This window comes from Nostoc sp. NMS2 (assembly GCF_017115105.1).
Taxonomy (GTDB): Bacteria; Cyanobacteriota; Cyanobacteriia; order Cyanobacteriales; family Nostocaceae; genus Nostoc.
Genome location: NZ_JABXKH010000131.1, coordinates 59,792 through 75,189 on the forward strand (window position 1 = coordinate 59,792; position 15,398 = coordinate 75,189).

The window sequence follows — 15,398 nt, forward strand, 5'->3', positions numbered from 1 at the left end:
CCAATATTTTATTTTTTGTTATTTTTCCTAACTTCTAACTGCTGTACAGACGTGATTAATCACGTCTCTACTCATCACTTTTCGTTAAATGTGTCTTTGAGAACAGCGCGAGCTGCCAAGTGATTCCGAGTAGAAGTTAAAATTTCTGCTTCTCGCTCTAGACGAGTTGCAGTATCTTGCATTTCTAGCAATAACTGTTGCTCTGCGGCTACATTATAAAGATTACTCGCTACCCAATAAGATAACTCTCTTGGTAGGTCAGGTAAATCTTCTGGCAGTTCGATATTTTTTTCGGTTAATTTGGCTGATAGACGCACAACATCTTTCAGGAGTTGTTCTACTTCAGTTGACAAAGGTCGCAAATCTTTAGCCGATGGTTGGTCTTCAATCCACTCAACTAAGCCAACCATGTATGGCTTTTCACGAACATACTCTAATACACGAAATCTTTGCTGCCCTAAAGTCAACATCTTGATCCGATCGTCTGGCAGCCGTTGATGATGAACGATTTCTGCACAACAACCAGTGTTTGCAATTGTCCGTTTAACAGGATCGACCATCAAAACACCGAACCTGCGATCGCTCTCCAAAATCGTGTTCATCATGATTCGGTAGCGAAATTCAAAGATGTGTAGAGGCAATGGTCTAGTAGGAAACAGAACTACTTCGGGTAACGGGAATAGAGGTAGTTCACGAACTGCAATTTTAGAAGATGATGTCATTGTTGCCTTGGTATAAACTTAATCTTTAAAATTTCTTTTTCTCTGCTTTTCCCGTATTTTGTCTATATTCTATCATTTGTTTCCTAGCTAAATAAAAGCCCTGAGATATATTTCTTCAGGGCTATGTCACTATTTATACTAATGTCTTTTGTCATTTGTCCTTTGCTAATGACCAATGACTAATGACTAAATTAAAGTTTGACTTCGATATCTACACCCGATGGTAGATCCAATTTCATCAGGGCATCTATAGTCTTAGAAGAAGGCTGGTAAATGTCAATAATCCGGCGATGGGTGCGGGTTTCAAAGTGTTCCCGTGAATCTTTATCTACGTGAGGCGATCGCAGCACACAATAGATCCGTCGTTTTGTGGGTAAAGGAATTGGGCCTATAGCTGTAGCGTTGGTGCGGTTAGCTGTGTCTACAATCTTCTCGCAAGATGTATCTAATAAGCGTCGGTCAAAAGCCTGTAAGCGAATTCTAATCTTCTGCTGCTGTAGAGTTGCCATCTTTAATTTTCCAGGTTCTAGAGATTTTAGATTCTAGATTTTAGATTTTAGATTTAATCCAAAATCCAAAATCCAAAATCTAAAATTAATTAAGGGAAGAGAAAGGAGCAGAGAGGAATTATATCATCTCTGCTCCTTTGTTATGAGCAAAAAGGTGCTACTTGATAATTTTGGAGACCACACCAGCACCAATGGTGCGTCCACCTTCGCGGATAGCGAAGCGCATTCCTTGCTCAATAGCGATCGCGTTGATCAATTCTACTGTCATCTTGATGCGATCGCCTGGCATCACCATTTCTACTTCTTTGCCTTCATCTGAGGTGTAAGCTTTGATAGTACCAGTTACATCGGTTGTCCGTACATAGAACTGGGGACGGTAGCCAGCGAAAAATGGAGTCTTACGACCACCTTCTTTTTCTGTTAAAACGTATACTTCACCTTCAAATTCCATGTGAGGTTTAATCGAACCAGGTTTGGCAATTACCATACCCCGTTCAATATCAGCCTTCTGGATACCCCGGAGTAGTACGCCAGCGTTATCTCCAGCCATCCCTTGGTCAAGACTCTTCTTGAACATTTCAATACCAGTTACGGTAGTGGCGCGAGTATCTCTGATACCAACTAGTTCAACGTTATCGCCAACTTTGACTATACCCCGTTCAATCCGACCAGTGGCGACAGTACCACGACCTGTGATTGAGAATACGTCTTCTACAGCCATCAGGAAGGGTTTATCAACATCCCGCTCAGGAGTGGGGATGTAAGAATCCACAGCATCCATCAATTCGTAGATTTTGTCTACCCAAGGATTTTCACCTCTTTTGGTCTTAGGATTCTTGGTCATTGCTTCAAGAGCTTGCAGACCAGAGCCTTTGATAATGGGGATATCATCGCCAGGGAAATCATAGCTGCTTAACAGTTCTCTCAGTTCTAGTTCCACTAGTTCCAAGAGTTCTGGGTCATCCATCAAGTCTTCTTTGTTCAAGAAGACAACCAGACTGGGAACGCCAACCTGTTTTGCTAACAGAATGTGTTCGCGGGTTTGGGGCATAGGGCCATCGGTAGCAGCAACTACGAGGATACCTCCGTCCATTTGGGCAGCACCGGTGATCATGTTCTTCACATAGTCAGCGTGTCCTGGACAGTCTACGTGAGCATAGTGCCGACTTTCGGTTTCATACTCTACGTGAGCAGTATTGATGGTAATACCCCGTGCCTTTTCTTCTGGGGCATTATCAATTTGGTCGTAGCCCTTAGCTACAGCCTGACCCATAGCTGCCAAGGTCATGGTGATGGCTGCCGTTAACGTGGTTTTACCGTGGTCAACGTGGCCAACTGTACCGATATTGATGTGGGGTTTATTTCTTTCAAACTTTGCGCGTGCCATGAATGCTCATTTCCTTATTTTAACTAAGCGTTCCCTTTGCTTTTTGCAATGATAGTTTCAGCTACGCTGCGAGGCACCTCTTCGTAGTGGCTGAACTCCATCGTGAAGGTACCCCGACCTTGCGTTTTTGACCGGATATCAGTGGCGTAGCCAAACATACTCGCCAGTGGAACTTTGGATGTTACCTTAGCGAGTCCCTTTTCGGTGCTTTGGCTTTCAATCTGTCCTCGGCGGGTGTTTAGGTCGCCAATGACGTTCCCCATATAGTCTTCAGGAACTTCAACCTCAACTTTCATCATAGGCTCTAAGATGACAGGTGAAGCTTTCAGCACAGCCTCTTTCATCGCCATTGAGCCAGCGATTTTGAAAGCCATTTCTGAAGAGTCTACATCGTGGTATGACCCATCAATTAGCGTCGCTTTAACGTCAATCAACGGATATCCAGCTAGAACACCAGATTCGCAGCTTTCTTTCATCCCTTGTTCTGCAGGACCAACGTACTCTTTAGGTACTGTACCGCCAGCAATTTTGGAAACGAATTCAAAGCCAGTACCGGGTTCTCCAGGCTCCAAATTGATCACAACGTGACCGTATTGACCTTTACCACCACTTTGGCGGATGAATTTGCCCTCAACTTTGTTCACAGCTTTCCGAATTGTTTCTCGGTAAGCTACTTGTGGCGCACCTACATTCGCTTCCACCTTGAATTCTCGTAACATCCGGTCTACTAGAATTTCTAGGTGTAGCTCTCCCATACCCGCGATTACGGTCTGGTTTGTTTCGGGATCGACACGGACACGGAAGGTGGGGTCTTCTTCTGAGAGAGATTGCAGAGCTTTGGACAACTTGTCCATGTCGTTCTTGGTTTTGGGTTCAACCGCTACCGAGATCACAGGCTCAGGAATGAATAGGGATTCCAGAATTACTGGCGATCCATCATCACAGAGCGTGTCACCTGTCAAGGTGTCTTTCAATCCCAGAGCTGCTCCTAAATCACCCGCTCGCAGTTCATCGACATCTTGCCGATCATCTGCCTTCATGAGAACTAAGCGGGAAATCCGTTCTTTTTTATTCTTACTAGCGTTGAGAACGTAGCTGCCCTTTTTCAGGACACCAGAATAAACGCGAACAAATGTGAGGCGACCGTAAGGGTCAGCCATAATCTTGAATGCCAGAGCTGCTAGGGGTTCGTTGTCATCAGCCCGCCGCTCAACAGTATCGCCATTGGGCAGTAAGCCTTGAATTGGTGGTACTTCACTTGGCGCTGGCAGGTAATCGACAACAGCATCCAGCATCAACTGTACGCCTTTGTTTTTGAATGCTGAACCGCAAAGTACTGGTACAATTGTCCCTGCAATTGTGCCTTTACGGAGGGCAGTCCGAATTTCCTGTTCTGTAAGTTCTTCGCCCTCAAAGTACTTAGCCATTAAAGCATCATCGGTTTCTGCCGCAGCTTCTATTAGCTTGGTACGGAATTCGTCTACCTGCGCTTGTAATTCTTCCGGGATATCGGTTTCCTGGATATCAGTTCCTTGGTCATTAGCGTAAATATACGCACGTTGCCCTACTAGGTCAACAATACCTTGGAAGTCGTTTTCGCTACCAATTGGTAGTTGAATGGCGATCGCATTTGCCCGCAGGCGATCGCGGATTTGCTCGTGAACTTTATAAAAGTTCGCTCCGGTGCGATCCATTTTGTTGATAAAGGCGATCCGAGGAACTTTATAGCGTTCTGCTTGTCGCCACACTGTCTCAGACTGCGGTTGCACGCCGCCCACAGAACAAAATACTGCGATTACGCCATCCAACACGCGCATGGAACGCTCAACTTCAATTGTGAAGTCTACGTGACCCGGAGTATCGATAATGTTAATTTGATGATCTTTCCAACTGGTACTGATAGCAGCAGCAGTAATAGTAATTCCCCGCTCCCGCTCCTGCTCCATCCAGTCTGTGACGGCAGTTCCTTCATGAACTTCGCCAATTTTATGAATTATCCCAGAGTAAAATAATATTCTCTCTGTTGTTGTTGTTTTGCCCGCATCTATATGCGCCGCAATACCAATGTTGCGTACTTTATCTAGCGGGATCGTGCGTGCCACAGCTACCTCCTATAGTTTTTGCCTCATGATATCTTGTATATTACTCTTTGTTAAGATTCTATACTTTTACGGAAAACCGTCTTTTTTCGTAAATCCACGATATACCGCTTCGGCAAGGTGATATATCGCTTTTCTACTTAATAACGATAATGTGCAAATGCCTTGTTAGCTTCCGCCATCCGATGCGTTTCTTCGCGTTTGCGAATAGCATTGCCAGTTTCGTTGGCAGCATCCATTAACTCATTTGCCAGTTTGCTTGCCATTGTCCGGCCTGGTCTAGACCTGGAATATTGCACTAACCAACGCAGTGCTAGGGTAGTGCCGCGTTCTGTACGCACTTCCATTGGTACTTGGTAGGTTGCTCCACCTACTCGCCGAGCTTTTACTTCTACTAAAGGCGTGGCATTTCGCACTGCTCTTTCAAAGGTTTCTAAGGCACCGTTACCAGTGCGTTCCTCAATAGTTTTCAATGCTTCATAAACAATTCGTGCGGCAAGTGATTTCTTGCCATGACGCATGATTCGCCTGATAATCATGCTCACAAGGCGACTGTTATATACGGAGTCAGACGGAACTGGGCGCCTTTGAATAACACCACGACGAGACATACTTCACCTTTAATGCGGAATTGGCAACGAAATTATATGCTATCAGACACCGGAAACTAAAAGCTGTGGAACCCACCCCTCAGACTTTTTCAATTTTGTTTTCGACTGTTGCAGCAAGGCTGACCTATTGACTGCCAATTTTGGATTAGAGTTTTTGGTAGATGTTCCGACCACAAGGATTGGAAAAATCAAAAGTCTGTAAGCCTCATCCCCTTGTGGGTTCGACCAATCCAAAATTGCAAATCGCTCGACTGAGCGTAGTCGAAGTCTAAAATCTAAAATTCATGGACTTGCTACCTGCAACTAAATACTTAAGGTGACAAGATTCTAAACCTTAATGTCCAGATAAGAATTCTGCTGTGGGTTACAGCCTTCTCCTCAGAAATTCTACACTTGCTCGCTTAGTGTAGATGTAGCTTGCTTGATTTTTTTAAACAGACTTGAGCAGGTTTCATGACTGCTCTTAGAACACAGACCCTGATAGTTTTTTTGTCCTTTAGCGCTTTTTAAGATAGACGATTAACCGTGTTGGGTGCGATTAATCGCCTAATCCTATTTCTTCGCTTCTTTCGGACGCTTGGTTCCATATTTGGAACGCCCTTGTTTACGGTCTTTGACTCCGGCTGTATCTAGGGTGCCACGGATAATGTGGTATCTCACGCCTGGTAGATCCTTAACCCGACCGCCACGAATCATCACAACTGAGTGTTCTTGTAAGTTGTGACCAATACCTGGAATGTAAGCTGTGACTTCAAATCCAGATGTAAGTCTGACTCTTGCTACTTTCCGTAGAGCTGAGTTAGGCTTCTTTGGTGTGGTCGTGTATACTCTGGTACAAACTCCCCGACGTTGAGGGCATTGTTTCAGAGCCGGGGACTTTGTTTTCTGACGCGCTAGTTCGCGCTCATTACGTATTAGCTGCTGTATTGTTGGCATGAGTTACAGCGCGTAAAGCTGCTTATATGTCTAAGTTTTAACAAATCCTGATTATATCGTTTTTTAGTGTTTTATGTCAATCGTAATTTTTCCTTTATTCTTAGCAAATGATCGCTAATTAAGGACTATTGATTAGTTGTCGAGAAGGAATTGCCACACCCACAGGTGGCGATCGCCTGGGGATTGTGGAAGCGAAAACCGCCACCCATTAAGTCTTCTGAATAATCTAACCTCAAACCGTTGAGGTAATTTAAGCTTGTAGCATCTATGACTATTTGAATCTCATCCAACTTAAAAACCTGGTCGTCAACTTTTATTGCTTCATCGAAGGACATATCATAAAATAACCCAGAACAGCCACCTGGCTTTACTGCCAATCGAAACAAGACATTTGGCTGCTGCTTGGACCTGATTCGCCCAATTTCACTCGCGGCTGCTTGACTCAGATGAATCATGGAACTCGTTTTTTGCAATTGAATACCCCATTTTCATTTTACAGACAGATGGGTTAACTCTCGCTTCTCGAAAATTCCAAATTACCGAAGCCATAAGCGCGATCGCTACTACATTTATAGCACAACACGATTAAGTCCCCACCTTAACTAGGTAGGGACTTCTGGGGTGCAGTGGTTCGTAAAGACGGTTTGCACAAAAATCTATTCAGTTTTTAGATTAAAGCTTTAATCCTTAGTACGGGCATAGTCATCTTGGTAGCGGATAATGTCATCTTCTCCCAAGTATTCGCCATTTTGCACTTCAATTAACACCAAGGGAATCACGCCAGGATTTTCTAAACGATGAGATGTACATTGGGGTACATAAGTTGACTCATTATTGCTCAGTAATACTTCTTTCTCGCCACAAGTTACCCTAGCTGTACCAGAGACGACAATCCAATGTTCGCTGCGGTGATGGTGCATTTGTAAACTGAGGCGGTGTCCGGGCTTAACTTCGATGCGCTTAATTTTGTATCCACGCCCTTCTTCCAAAACTGTAAAAGCACCCCAGGGACGTAACTCAGTTGCAGCAACGCCCCTAGAAGTGATAGTTGAAGGTAGGTGTAGAGTGTCAGTCTGTGTAGTTTCTTGATATCGAGCCATAATTACCTCATTTGAAGACATAACAAACCGTCTGTACTCTTAACTATTGATAAAAAATCTGGCGCTATGTTGCAACCTTGAAAATCAGCAATTTTGTCGCACCTTGATAAAGATAACAAAATCAAACCTTATGGTGTAAACCATCACTATTAAAACTCTTAGGTTTACACTAAGTCTTCATCAAGCAAAGTGGCAGCTTGTTCTAAACTTTAAAAAAATATTGGGAATTGGGCATTGGGCATTGAAAAGAGGCAGAGGGGCAGGGGGCGGGGGGCAGAGGGGAAAACTTTCTCCCTTACTCCCTGCTCCCTTGCTCCCTGCTCCCCTGCTCCCTCATCTCCCATTCCCCATTCCCCACTCCCTCATGAACGTGGTTTCAGGAAAATACCAATTCCATTATGAACACGAGCAGCAGTACTAGGCGATCGGTCGAGTAGTTGCCCTCCTAAGTAAAGGCTGGTAGAACTACCGCCGTCCAGATTTAAGGCATCCACACAGCCCATCTGTTGCATTAATTGGGCATGTTCTGCCAATGTAGGCCCATAACCGCCGCCACGATTATGCACGGCAGTAATCATAAGAGTGCCTGTTGCAGTTGTACAAATACCGCTACGAATAGCCTTTTCTGCAATAAAGGCATTGCTGAATTTTTCGGCTTTGGCATCAAGGACAATTTGACGATTTTGGACTAATAGTGGCCCGGCTCCGATAATGTGGGGATAACGACTAAAATCAGTGGGAGCAGTACTGCTGGAAATACGTACTGCGCTTCCAATTGGTAACTGTGAGGCAGCACTGGCAGCGTTAGCACGTAAAGTTAGTAGGTAGCCATCCTGGGGAATGGGAATGGCTGTGCCACCAACTTTGCCACCTGGTAGCTGTTGAGTAATTTGGTCTTTTTGTACCACTAGGATAATTTCGTTATCCGTCAAGGGTGTGTAAGTTGCTCCCCAAGCTGGGGTGTAACGAGCAATGCCACTCTGGACGTAGCCACTATTAAGAAACAAAATTGGTAAGCGCTGGTTATTTGCAGTAATTAAAGTTTCTTCTAAGGTGAGACGACCGAAGTAAAATTGACCTGAATCGTTCCAAGCGATCGCACCCCGGTTAAGAATGGGGCCTGATAACCACTGATTATCCCGACGAATTGCACCCAATGGCAATCTATTATTGCGGTTAAAATAACCACCGTTAATTCCAGCAACTGCTAAGTAACGTTGTGCTGTTTGAATTAAGGGAGCAGTACCCCCAAGCCCATCAGGACTAGCCCACATAGGTTTCAGGGTTAGCCCAAATTTACGGAGATTAACTTCTAACCAAACCACCGGAAAGCGTTCTGTGCCCAAGTTGACATAATGCTGTCGCCAGCGCAATCCTGGGGCCCAAGTAATATCTCGTTCTTCTAGAGGATCGGGTCGAATATCGATAATCAGGCGATTGGGGTTAGCGACAGTATTAACTTGAGGCGATAGACCAAAGGGAACGCTTAGACTAATAATCGTTTGGTTTTTCACCACCTGCACTTGTCGAATAAGTGGTTCAGGGGCTGGTGGTATTGGTTGTGTTGGTGTAACTGGTAATAATTGTTTGAGCAGGTTTGGCAGTAATGTTGGTGCTGCTGGTGGTGGCTGGGGGGTATAGCGTTCTATCAAAACGGGATCGGCTATTCCATCCAGGGTAATTGTCCACTCTCGATTTGGCGGTGTAGTGGGTTTGGGGGTTAGTGTGTCTGGATCGGAAGATGCAGTTTGCGGTTTTGCGATCGCTGATCCTTGTGCAACTTGCCAAGGTGTTGGACGATCTAAATTGACAAGTATGCGAGTCTGTTGCAAAGGGGCACTCGCGGATGGAGGTTCCTGGCTCTGAACAATATTTGTGATTTGTGTTTTTGGGGTAGCAATCACTAAGGTGTTGCCATTAGTTTGGATTTGCCATCCAGATGTTTGAGCAAAATTAGTAATATCCAGATAGCGATATGCTCCTACTAGCCTAGTGGCTAAAACCAGTGGCGTTGTCACCGATGAAAACCACTGTATTGGTTGCTTCGCTGAATTACTACTGTTTAAGAAATTTACTCCGATTAATTGTCTAAATGGCCCATCACTGATGTAAGTTGTCACCTGACCAGCTTTCCTCTGTTGTTGTAACCAAGTTCCTGGTAAAGTACGACCATTGAGGGAAATTTGATTACCAGAGGATGCCACCCCTGTTAAAGGAGGTGCAGATGACTGGGAGATCAGTGGTTTGGTTTTTTTTGGCGACTCCTGAGCGTTGATAGCACCAGTAGTCGTTAAGCACAGTACTGTTAAAAGTATTGGTGACACAGTAGCCGGAAAGAATCTGCGATCGCTAATCCCTGATTGGCAACAACTCGGCATTTTTACCATAATTTACTAGGTACTTTTGAAAACTATCACCCCAAGGTATAAACTAACTAATTATTGGGAAATATTAAAAAAACATGAATTTATTTCTTAAAAAATATGGTATTATGTATATTGGCAAGTTATCTCTTTTAGACAGAAATAAATTTAGACGCTAAAGCCACTGCAAACAAGTGTTTTAACTGGCACTAATTCTAACCACACTATACACGGTAGTCTTGGTTATCAAAACTGGATTAAGATATTCAATCCTGACTGAACGTTGTACTTCAATTAGGTCTAGTGAATAGTAATATATAGCAACTGGTAAGCAGGAAAACTCCAGACAACAACAAAAATATTTGGGAATTGTCAAATGGGTATATATTGTAATACGCTGATTTTATTGCCGGATCGGGATGAGTTTGGCTTTAAAACATAAGACAGCATTCAGTTTTAGTTTTGTTTCAGGTGAGCCGAAATAGGCTCTGTGGGTAGCTATCGTGCATCTGGAAGAAGTGGATTGAAAAAATACTTAGCCTCAGAATATAAAAAAGAAACTGTCAGGGCAATAATTATGTCTTGGCTGAGGTAAATTGTCTGACACCGCATAAATACATAAAAAATACGCAATTATTTTAACACGGGTGAACTAAAAAAGTAAAACCGAAGTTAAAATTTTTTTTCCCTAAATTTCGGTGCTTATATATTTCTCCATCGTGGAATTTAGAAATTTTTCCCATAAGTAGTGGCAAAATTGGTAACTCAATACTTCAGGAACAGGGTATGAATAATCAACCGATGAATCAAGACCAGAAAATCACAGCAAATATCAACTCAAGAGATACCTATCAGGGGCAAAAGTGGTTAGTAGAAGAACGAGATGCCTGTGGTGTCGGTTTTATTGCTCATCGTCAGAATCATACCAGCCACGAAATTGTCGAAAAAGCCTTAGCTGCTCTAACTTGCTTAGAACATCGGGGAGGTTGTAGCGCCGATCGAGACTCTGGTGATGGTGCTGGGGTATTGACAGCTATCCCTTGGGATTTGTTCCAACAAGACTTTGCCCAAAGGGGGAAGGAATTTCCATCCACCAATAATATAGCTGTGGGGATGATATTTCTCCCACAAGACCAGGAAGCAGCACAAAAAGCTAGGGCGGCAGTTGAGCAAGTAGCTACTGAAGAAAAATTGATTGTACTGGGTTGGCGAGTAGTGCCAGTGCAATCTGATTTATTGGGTGTACAAGCAAGAGAAAATCAACCCCAGATCGAACAAGTTTTGTTAGCTTCTGTTGACAAAAACGGCGATGAATTAGAAAGACAGTTGTACATTACCCGCCGCCGAATTAGTAAAGTTGCAACCAATATCTCAGAAGAATTTTATATCTGCTCTTTGTCAAATCGCACAATTGTTTACAAAGGCATGGTGCGTTCTGCCGTATTGGGAGAATTTTATCAAGATTTAAAAAATCCAGCTTACAAAAGCGCCTTTGCTGTCTATCACCGCCGCTTTAGTACCAACACGATGCCCAAGTGGCCCCTAGCTCAACCGATGCGGCTTTTGGGTCACAACGGTGAAATTAATACCTTATTGGGTAACATCAACTGGATGATGGCACGAGAAGCTAGCTTGAATCATCCTGTATGGGGCGATCGCATCCAAGAACTTAAGCCATTAGTTCATATTGATAATAGCGACTCAGCTACCCTAGACAACGTACTGGAATTACTGGTGTGTTCTGGACGCAGCCCCTTGGAAGCTTTAATGATTATGGTTCCAGAAGCTTACCAAAATCAGCCTTCTTTACGTGAATCTCCAGAAATTGTTGATTTCTACGAATATTACAGTGGTTTGCAAGAAGCTTGGGACGGGCCAGCACTTTTAGTATTCAGCGATGGCAAAAAAGTTGGCGCAACATTAGATCGTAATGGCTTAAGACCAGCTCGTTACGTAATCACCAAAGATGACTATATTGTTGTAGCTTCCGAAGCTGGCGTAGTGGACTTTCCAGAAGCCGAGATTGTCGAGAAAGGTAGACTTGGCCCTGGGCAAATGATTGCCGTGGATTTAGTCAACCATGAAGTGCTGAAGAATTGGGAGATTAAGCAGCGCATTGCCAAGCAGCACCCTTATGGAGAATGGCTGCAACAGTATCGTCAAGAATTAAAGTCATTGATCGCTTGTACTGAGCAAACGTCATTAGCAAATGGCAATGGCAAAGGACAAATGACAAATGACCAAGGACAAGTAACAATTGACAAGCAAACCTTGCTGCAACTGCAAACCGCCTTTGGCTACACCACAGAAGATGTCGAAATGGTGATTCAGCAAATGGCGATCGCAGGTTCAGAGCCAACTTTCTGTATGGGGGATGATATTCCTTTAGCAGTGCTGTCAACAAAACCCCACCTGCTTTATGACTATTTCAAACAGCGCTTTGCTCAGGTGACGAACCCGGCGATTGATCCCCTGCGGGAAAAGCTAGTGATGTCTTTGAAAGTCGAATTGGGTGAACGAGGTAACTTATTAGAACCCAAAGCAGAATATGCCCGGAGATTGAAACTTGAATCGCCAGTGTTAACGGATGCTGAATTAGAGGCGATTAAGCTATCAGGATTTGCCACGGCTGAGTTGTCAACTCTATTTGCGATCGCCAACGGCCCTGAAGGATTGAAAGCCGCAGTCGAATCTTTACAAGCACAAGCAGCCGAATCAGTCCGAGCAGGTGCAAAGATTTTAATCTTAACCGATAAGATAAATGACGGTATCAGCACAGAATATACCTACATTCCTCCCCTTTTAGCAGTCGGTGCTGTACATCATCACCTGATTCGGGAAGGGTTGCGGATGAAAACATCCCTGATTGTCAATACTGCCCAATGCTGGAGTACTCATCACTTTGCTTGTCTCATTGGCTATGGTGCTGGTGCAGTCTGCCCGTATATGGCTTTAGATACGGTGCGTGATTGGTGCATTGATCCCAGAACCCAAAAGTTAATGGGGGTGCAAAAAATTCCTACCCTTACCGTAGAACAAGCTTTAGGAAACTATCGCAAAGCGGTAGAGTCAGGTTTGCTCAAAATTCTCTCCAAGATGGGAATTTCTCTGCTCTCCAGCTATCAAGCAGCCCAAATCTTTGAAGCTATTGGCATTGGTGGAGATTTAATCCAACTAGGATTTCGTGGTACAACTTCCCGCATTGGTGGTTTGAGTATTAGCGAACTCGCTGATGAAGTACTTTCCTTCCACGTCAAAGCTTTCCCAGAACTAACAACCAAGAAGTTAGACAACCTGGGCTTTGTGCAGTACCGTCCTGGCGGCGAGTACCACATGAATAGCCCCGAAATGGTCAAGGCGCTACATAAGGCTCTAGATGGCAAAAACTACGACCACTACGAAGTTTACAAAAAGCACCTCCAAGGCAGACCAGTAACGGCATTGCGAGACTTGCTAGATTTCCAAGGTGAGCGTACCCCAATTTCTCTAGAAGAAGTAGAGTCGGTAGCTGAGATTGTCAAGCGCTTCTGCACCGGTGGCATGTCTTTAGGCGCTTTGTCAAGAGAAGCCCATGAAACTTTAGCGATCGCTATGAATCGCATTGGCGGTAAATCTAACTCTGGAGAAGGCGGCGAAGATCCAGTGCGCTATAAAGTTTTAGATGATGTAGACGAGTCTGGTAACTCGCCAACCCTACCTCATTTAAAAGGATTGCGGAATGGCGATAAAGCCTATAGTGCGATTAAGCAAGTTGCGTCAGGACGCTTTGGTGTCACACCAGAGTACCTAGTCAACGCCAAACAAATTGAAATCAAAATTGCCCAAGGTGCCAAGCCTGGGGAAGGTGGACAACTGCCAGGGCCGAAAGTCAGCCAATACATTGCGATGTTAAGGCGTTCTAAGCCAGGTGTAACGCTGATTTCGCCACCACCGCATCACGATATCTATTCTATTGAAGACTTGGCACAACTGATTTTTGATTTGCACCAAATTAATCCCAAAGCGAAGGTTTCGGTGAAGCTAGTTTCAGAAGTTGGCATTGGCACGATCGCGGCTGGTGTAGCTAAGGCAAACGCTGATATCATCCAGATTTCTGGACATGATGGTGGTACAGGTGCATCGCCACTCAGTTCGATTAAACATGCTGGTTCACCGTGGGAACTTGGTTTAAGTGAAGTGCATCGCGTTTTGATGGAAAATAGCCTGCGCGATCGCGTGATTTTACGGGTGGATGGCGGTCTGAAGAGTGGCTGGGATGTGGTAATAGGTGCATTGATGGGTGCTGAAGAATTTGGTTTCGGTTCCATCGCTATGATTGCCGAAGGCTGTATCATGGCGCGGATCTGCCACACCAATAATTGCCCCGTGGGTGTCGCCTCCCAGAAAGAAGAACTCCGCAAACGGTTTACGGGAATACCAGAACAGGTTGTCAACTTCTTCTACTTCATCGCCGAAGAAGTGCGTAGTTTGTTAGCAGGACTTGGCTACCGTTCTTTGTCAGAAATCATTGGACGCGCAGATTTGTTGAAACTGCGCCAAGAGGCAAAAATTACCAAAACGCGATCGCTGAATCTGGATTGTTTACTTAAACTACCAGATACCAGAGACAATCGTAGCTGGTTAGTGCATGAAGAAGTCCACAGCAACGGCGTGGTTTTAGATGACAAGTTCCTTGCCGATCCCGACATTCAGGCTGCCATTCGGGATCAGTCTACCGTCACCAAGAGTTACCCCATTGTCAATACTGACAGAACAGTGGGTACAAGATTAGCAGGAGCGATCGCTTCTCAATACGGTGACAGTGACTTTGAAGGACAAATTAATCTCAACTTTACAGGTAGTGTTGGGCAAAGCTTTGGTGCTTTCAACCTCCCCGGCATCATTTTGACCTTAGAAGGAGAAGCAAACGACTACGTAGGTAAAGGGATGCATGGTGGTGAAATCATCATCAAACCTCCAACTGATGCTGCCTATAACGCATCACAAAACGTCATAGTTGGCAATACCTGCCTCTATGGTGCGACTGGTGGTATGTTATTTGCCAACGGACTAGCCGGAGAGCGCTTTGCTGTGAGAAACTCCAAAGGCATTGCAGTGATTGAAGGCGCTGGGGATCACTGTTGCGAATATATGACTGGTGGTGTGATTGTCGTCCTCGGCAAAGTAGGACGTAACGTCGCAGCTGGAATGACTGGTGGATTGGCATACTTCTTAGATGAAGATGACTCATTTCGTGAGTTAGTCAACCCAGAAATTGTCAAAATCCAAAGGGTGATAACAGAAGTAGGTGCAAAACAACTGCAAGAGTTAATCCAAACTCATGCGGAACGTACTGGTTCACCAAAGGCAGAGAAAATTCTGCAAAACTGGCAAGAATTTTTGCCGAAATTCTGGCAGTTGGTTCCACCTTCTGAAGCTGATAGTCCCGAAGCTGATCCTGAAAAAAAAACTGAGTTCAGTTTAGTAAGCAGTCATTAGTAGCTGTAACCGTTCTCGTACTCTGTCAAAACCTCTTTGGATATTCAAGGTAGCCCCTGAATTAACTTCAATACAGTTCGATTAACGTTTTAATATTTTGAAGTTCCCCCAAACCCACGCTACTTGCTCATGACCCTCTTTTATTGCCTTTTTAAGGGGGTCGCCGCAGGCGGGGGGATTTTAATCGAACCGT

At 44.4% G+C, this 15,398-nt stretch carries 10 protein-coding genes; 1 reads left to right on the plus strand and 9 read right to left on the minus strand.

All coding sequences use genetic code 11. From position 1 onward, the window contains the following. Positions 1 to 74 precede the first annotated feature (74 nt). The 9 genes from HWQ36_RS23165 to HWQ36_RS23205 form a co-directional block, all read right to left on the minus strand. Positions 75 to 722 (minus strand): LON peptidase substrate-binding domain-containing protein, encoded by a 648-nt coding sequence (locus tag HWQ36_RS23165; RefSeq protein ID WP_292706816.1) that lies wholly within the window; start codon positions 720 to 722, stop codon positions 75 to 77. A gap of 191 nt (positions 723 to 913) precedes the next feature. Continuing rightward, positions 914 to 1,231, minus strand: a complete 318-nt coding sequence (gene rpsJ / locus HWQ36_RS23170; protein ID WP_008232935.1) for a 30S ribosomal protein S10 — start codon at positions 1,229 to 1,231, stop codon at positions 914 to 916. A 157-nt stretch (positions 1,232 to 1,388) separates the two neighbouring features. Continuing rightward, entirely contained in the window at positions 1,389 to 2,618 is a 1,230-nt protein-coding gene (tuf, locus tag HWQ36_RS23175) for an elongation factor Tu (protein WP_292706854.1), read from the minus strand. 23 nt (positions 2,619 to 2,641) lie between these two features. Further along, positions 2,642 to 4,720, minus strand: coding sequence for an elongation factor G (gene fusA / locus HWQ36_RS23180; RefSeq protein WP_292706856.1), 2,079 nt, complete (start codon positions 4,718 to 4,720; stop codon positions 2,642 to 2,644). A gap of 137 nt (positions 4,721 to 4,857) precedes the next feature. Next, positions 4,858 to 5,328: a 30S ribosomal protein S7 gene (gene rpsG, locus HWQ36_RS23185; RefSeq protein WP_094331156.1), complete on the minus strand. Its 471-nt coding sequence runs from the start codon at positions 5,326 to 5,328 to the stop codon at positions 4,858 to 4,860. Between the two features lie 552 nt (positions 5,329 to 5,880). Next, entirely contained in the window at positions 5,881 to 6,264 is a 384-nt protein-coding gene (gene rpsL, locus HWQ36_RS23190; protein WP_292706859.1) for a 30S ribosomal protein S12, read from the minus strand. Positions 6,265 to 6,389: 125 nt separating this feature from the next. Beyond that, positions 6,390 to 6,719, minus strand: coding sequence for an iron-sulfur cluster assembly accessory protein (locus tag HWQ36_RS23195; RefSeq protein ID WP_292706933.1), 330 nt, complete (start codon positions 6,717 to 6,719; stop codon positions 6,390 to 6,392). 225 nt (positions 6,720 to 6,944) lie between these two features. Then, positions 6,945 to 7,364 carry a cupin domain-containing protein gene (locus HWQ36_RS23200; protein ID WP_012410234.1) on the minus strand — a complete coding sequence of 140 codons (420 nt, stop codon included), beginning with the start codon at positions 7,362 to 7,364 and terminating at the stop codon, positions 6,945 to 6,947. A 362-nt stretch (positions 7,365 to 7,726) separates the two neighbouring features. Further along, complete coding sequence (locus HWQ36_RS23205; protein WP_292706863.1) at positions 7,727 to 9,742, minus strand: phosphodiester glycosidase family protein; 2,016 nt, start codon at positions 9,740 to 9,742, stop codon at positions 7,727 to 7,729. A 771-nt stretch (positions 9,743 to 10,513) separates the two neighbouring features. Between HWQ36_RS23205 and gltB the strand changes: the two genes are divergently transcribed. Then, complete coding sequence (gene gltB, locus HWQ36_RS23210) at positions 10,514 to 15,205, plus strand: glutamate synthase large subunit (RefSeq protein ID WP_292706864.1); 4,692 nt, start codon at positions 10,514 to 10,516, stop codon at positions 15,203 to 15,205. Positions 15,206 to 15,398 lie beyond the last annotated feature (193 nt).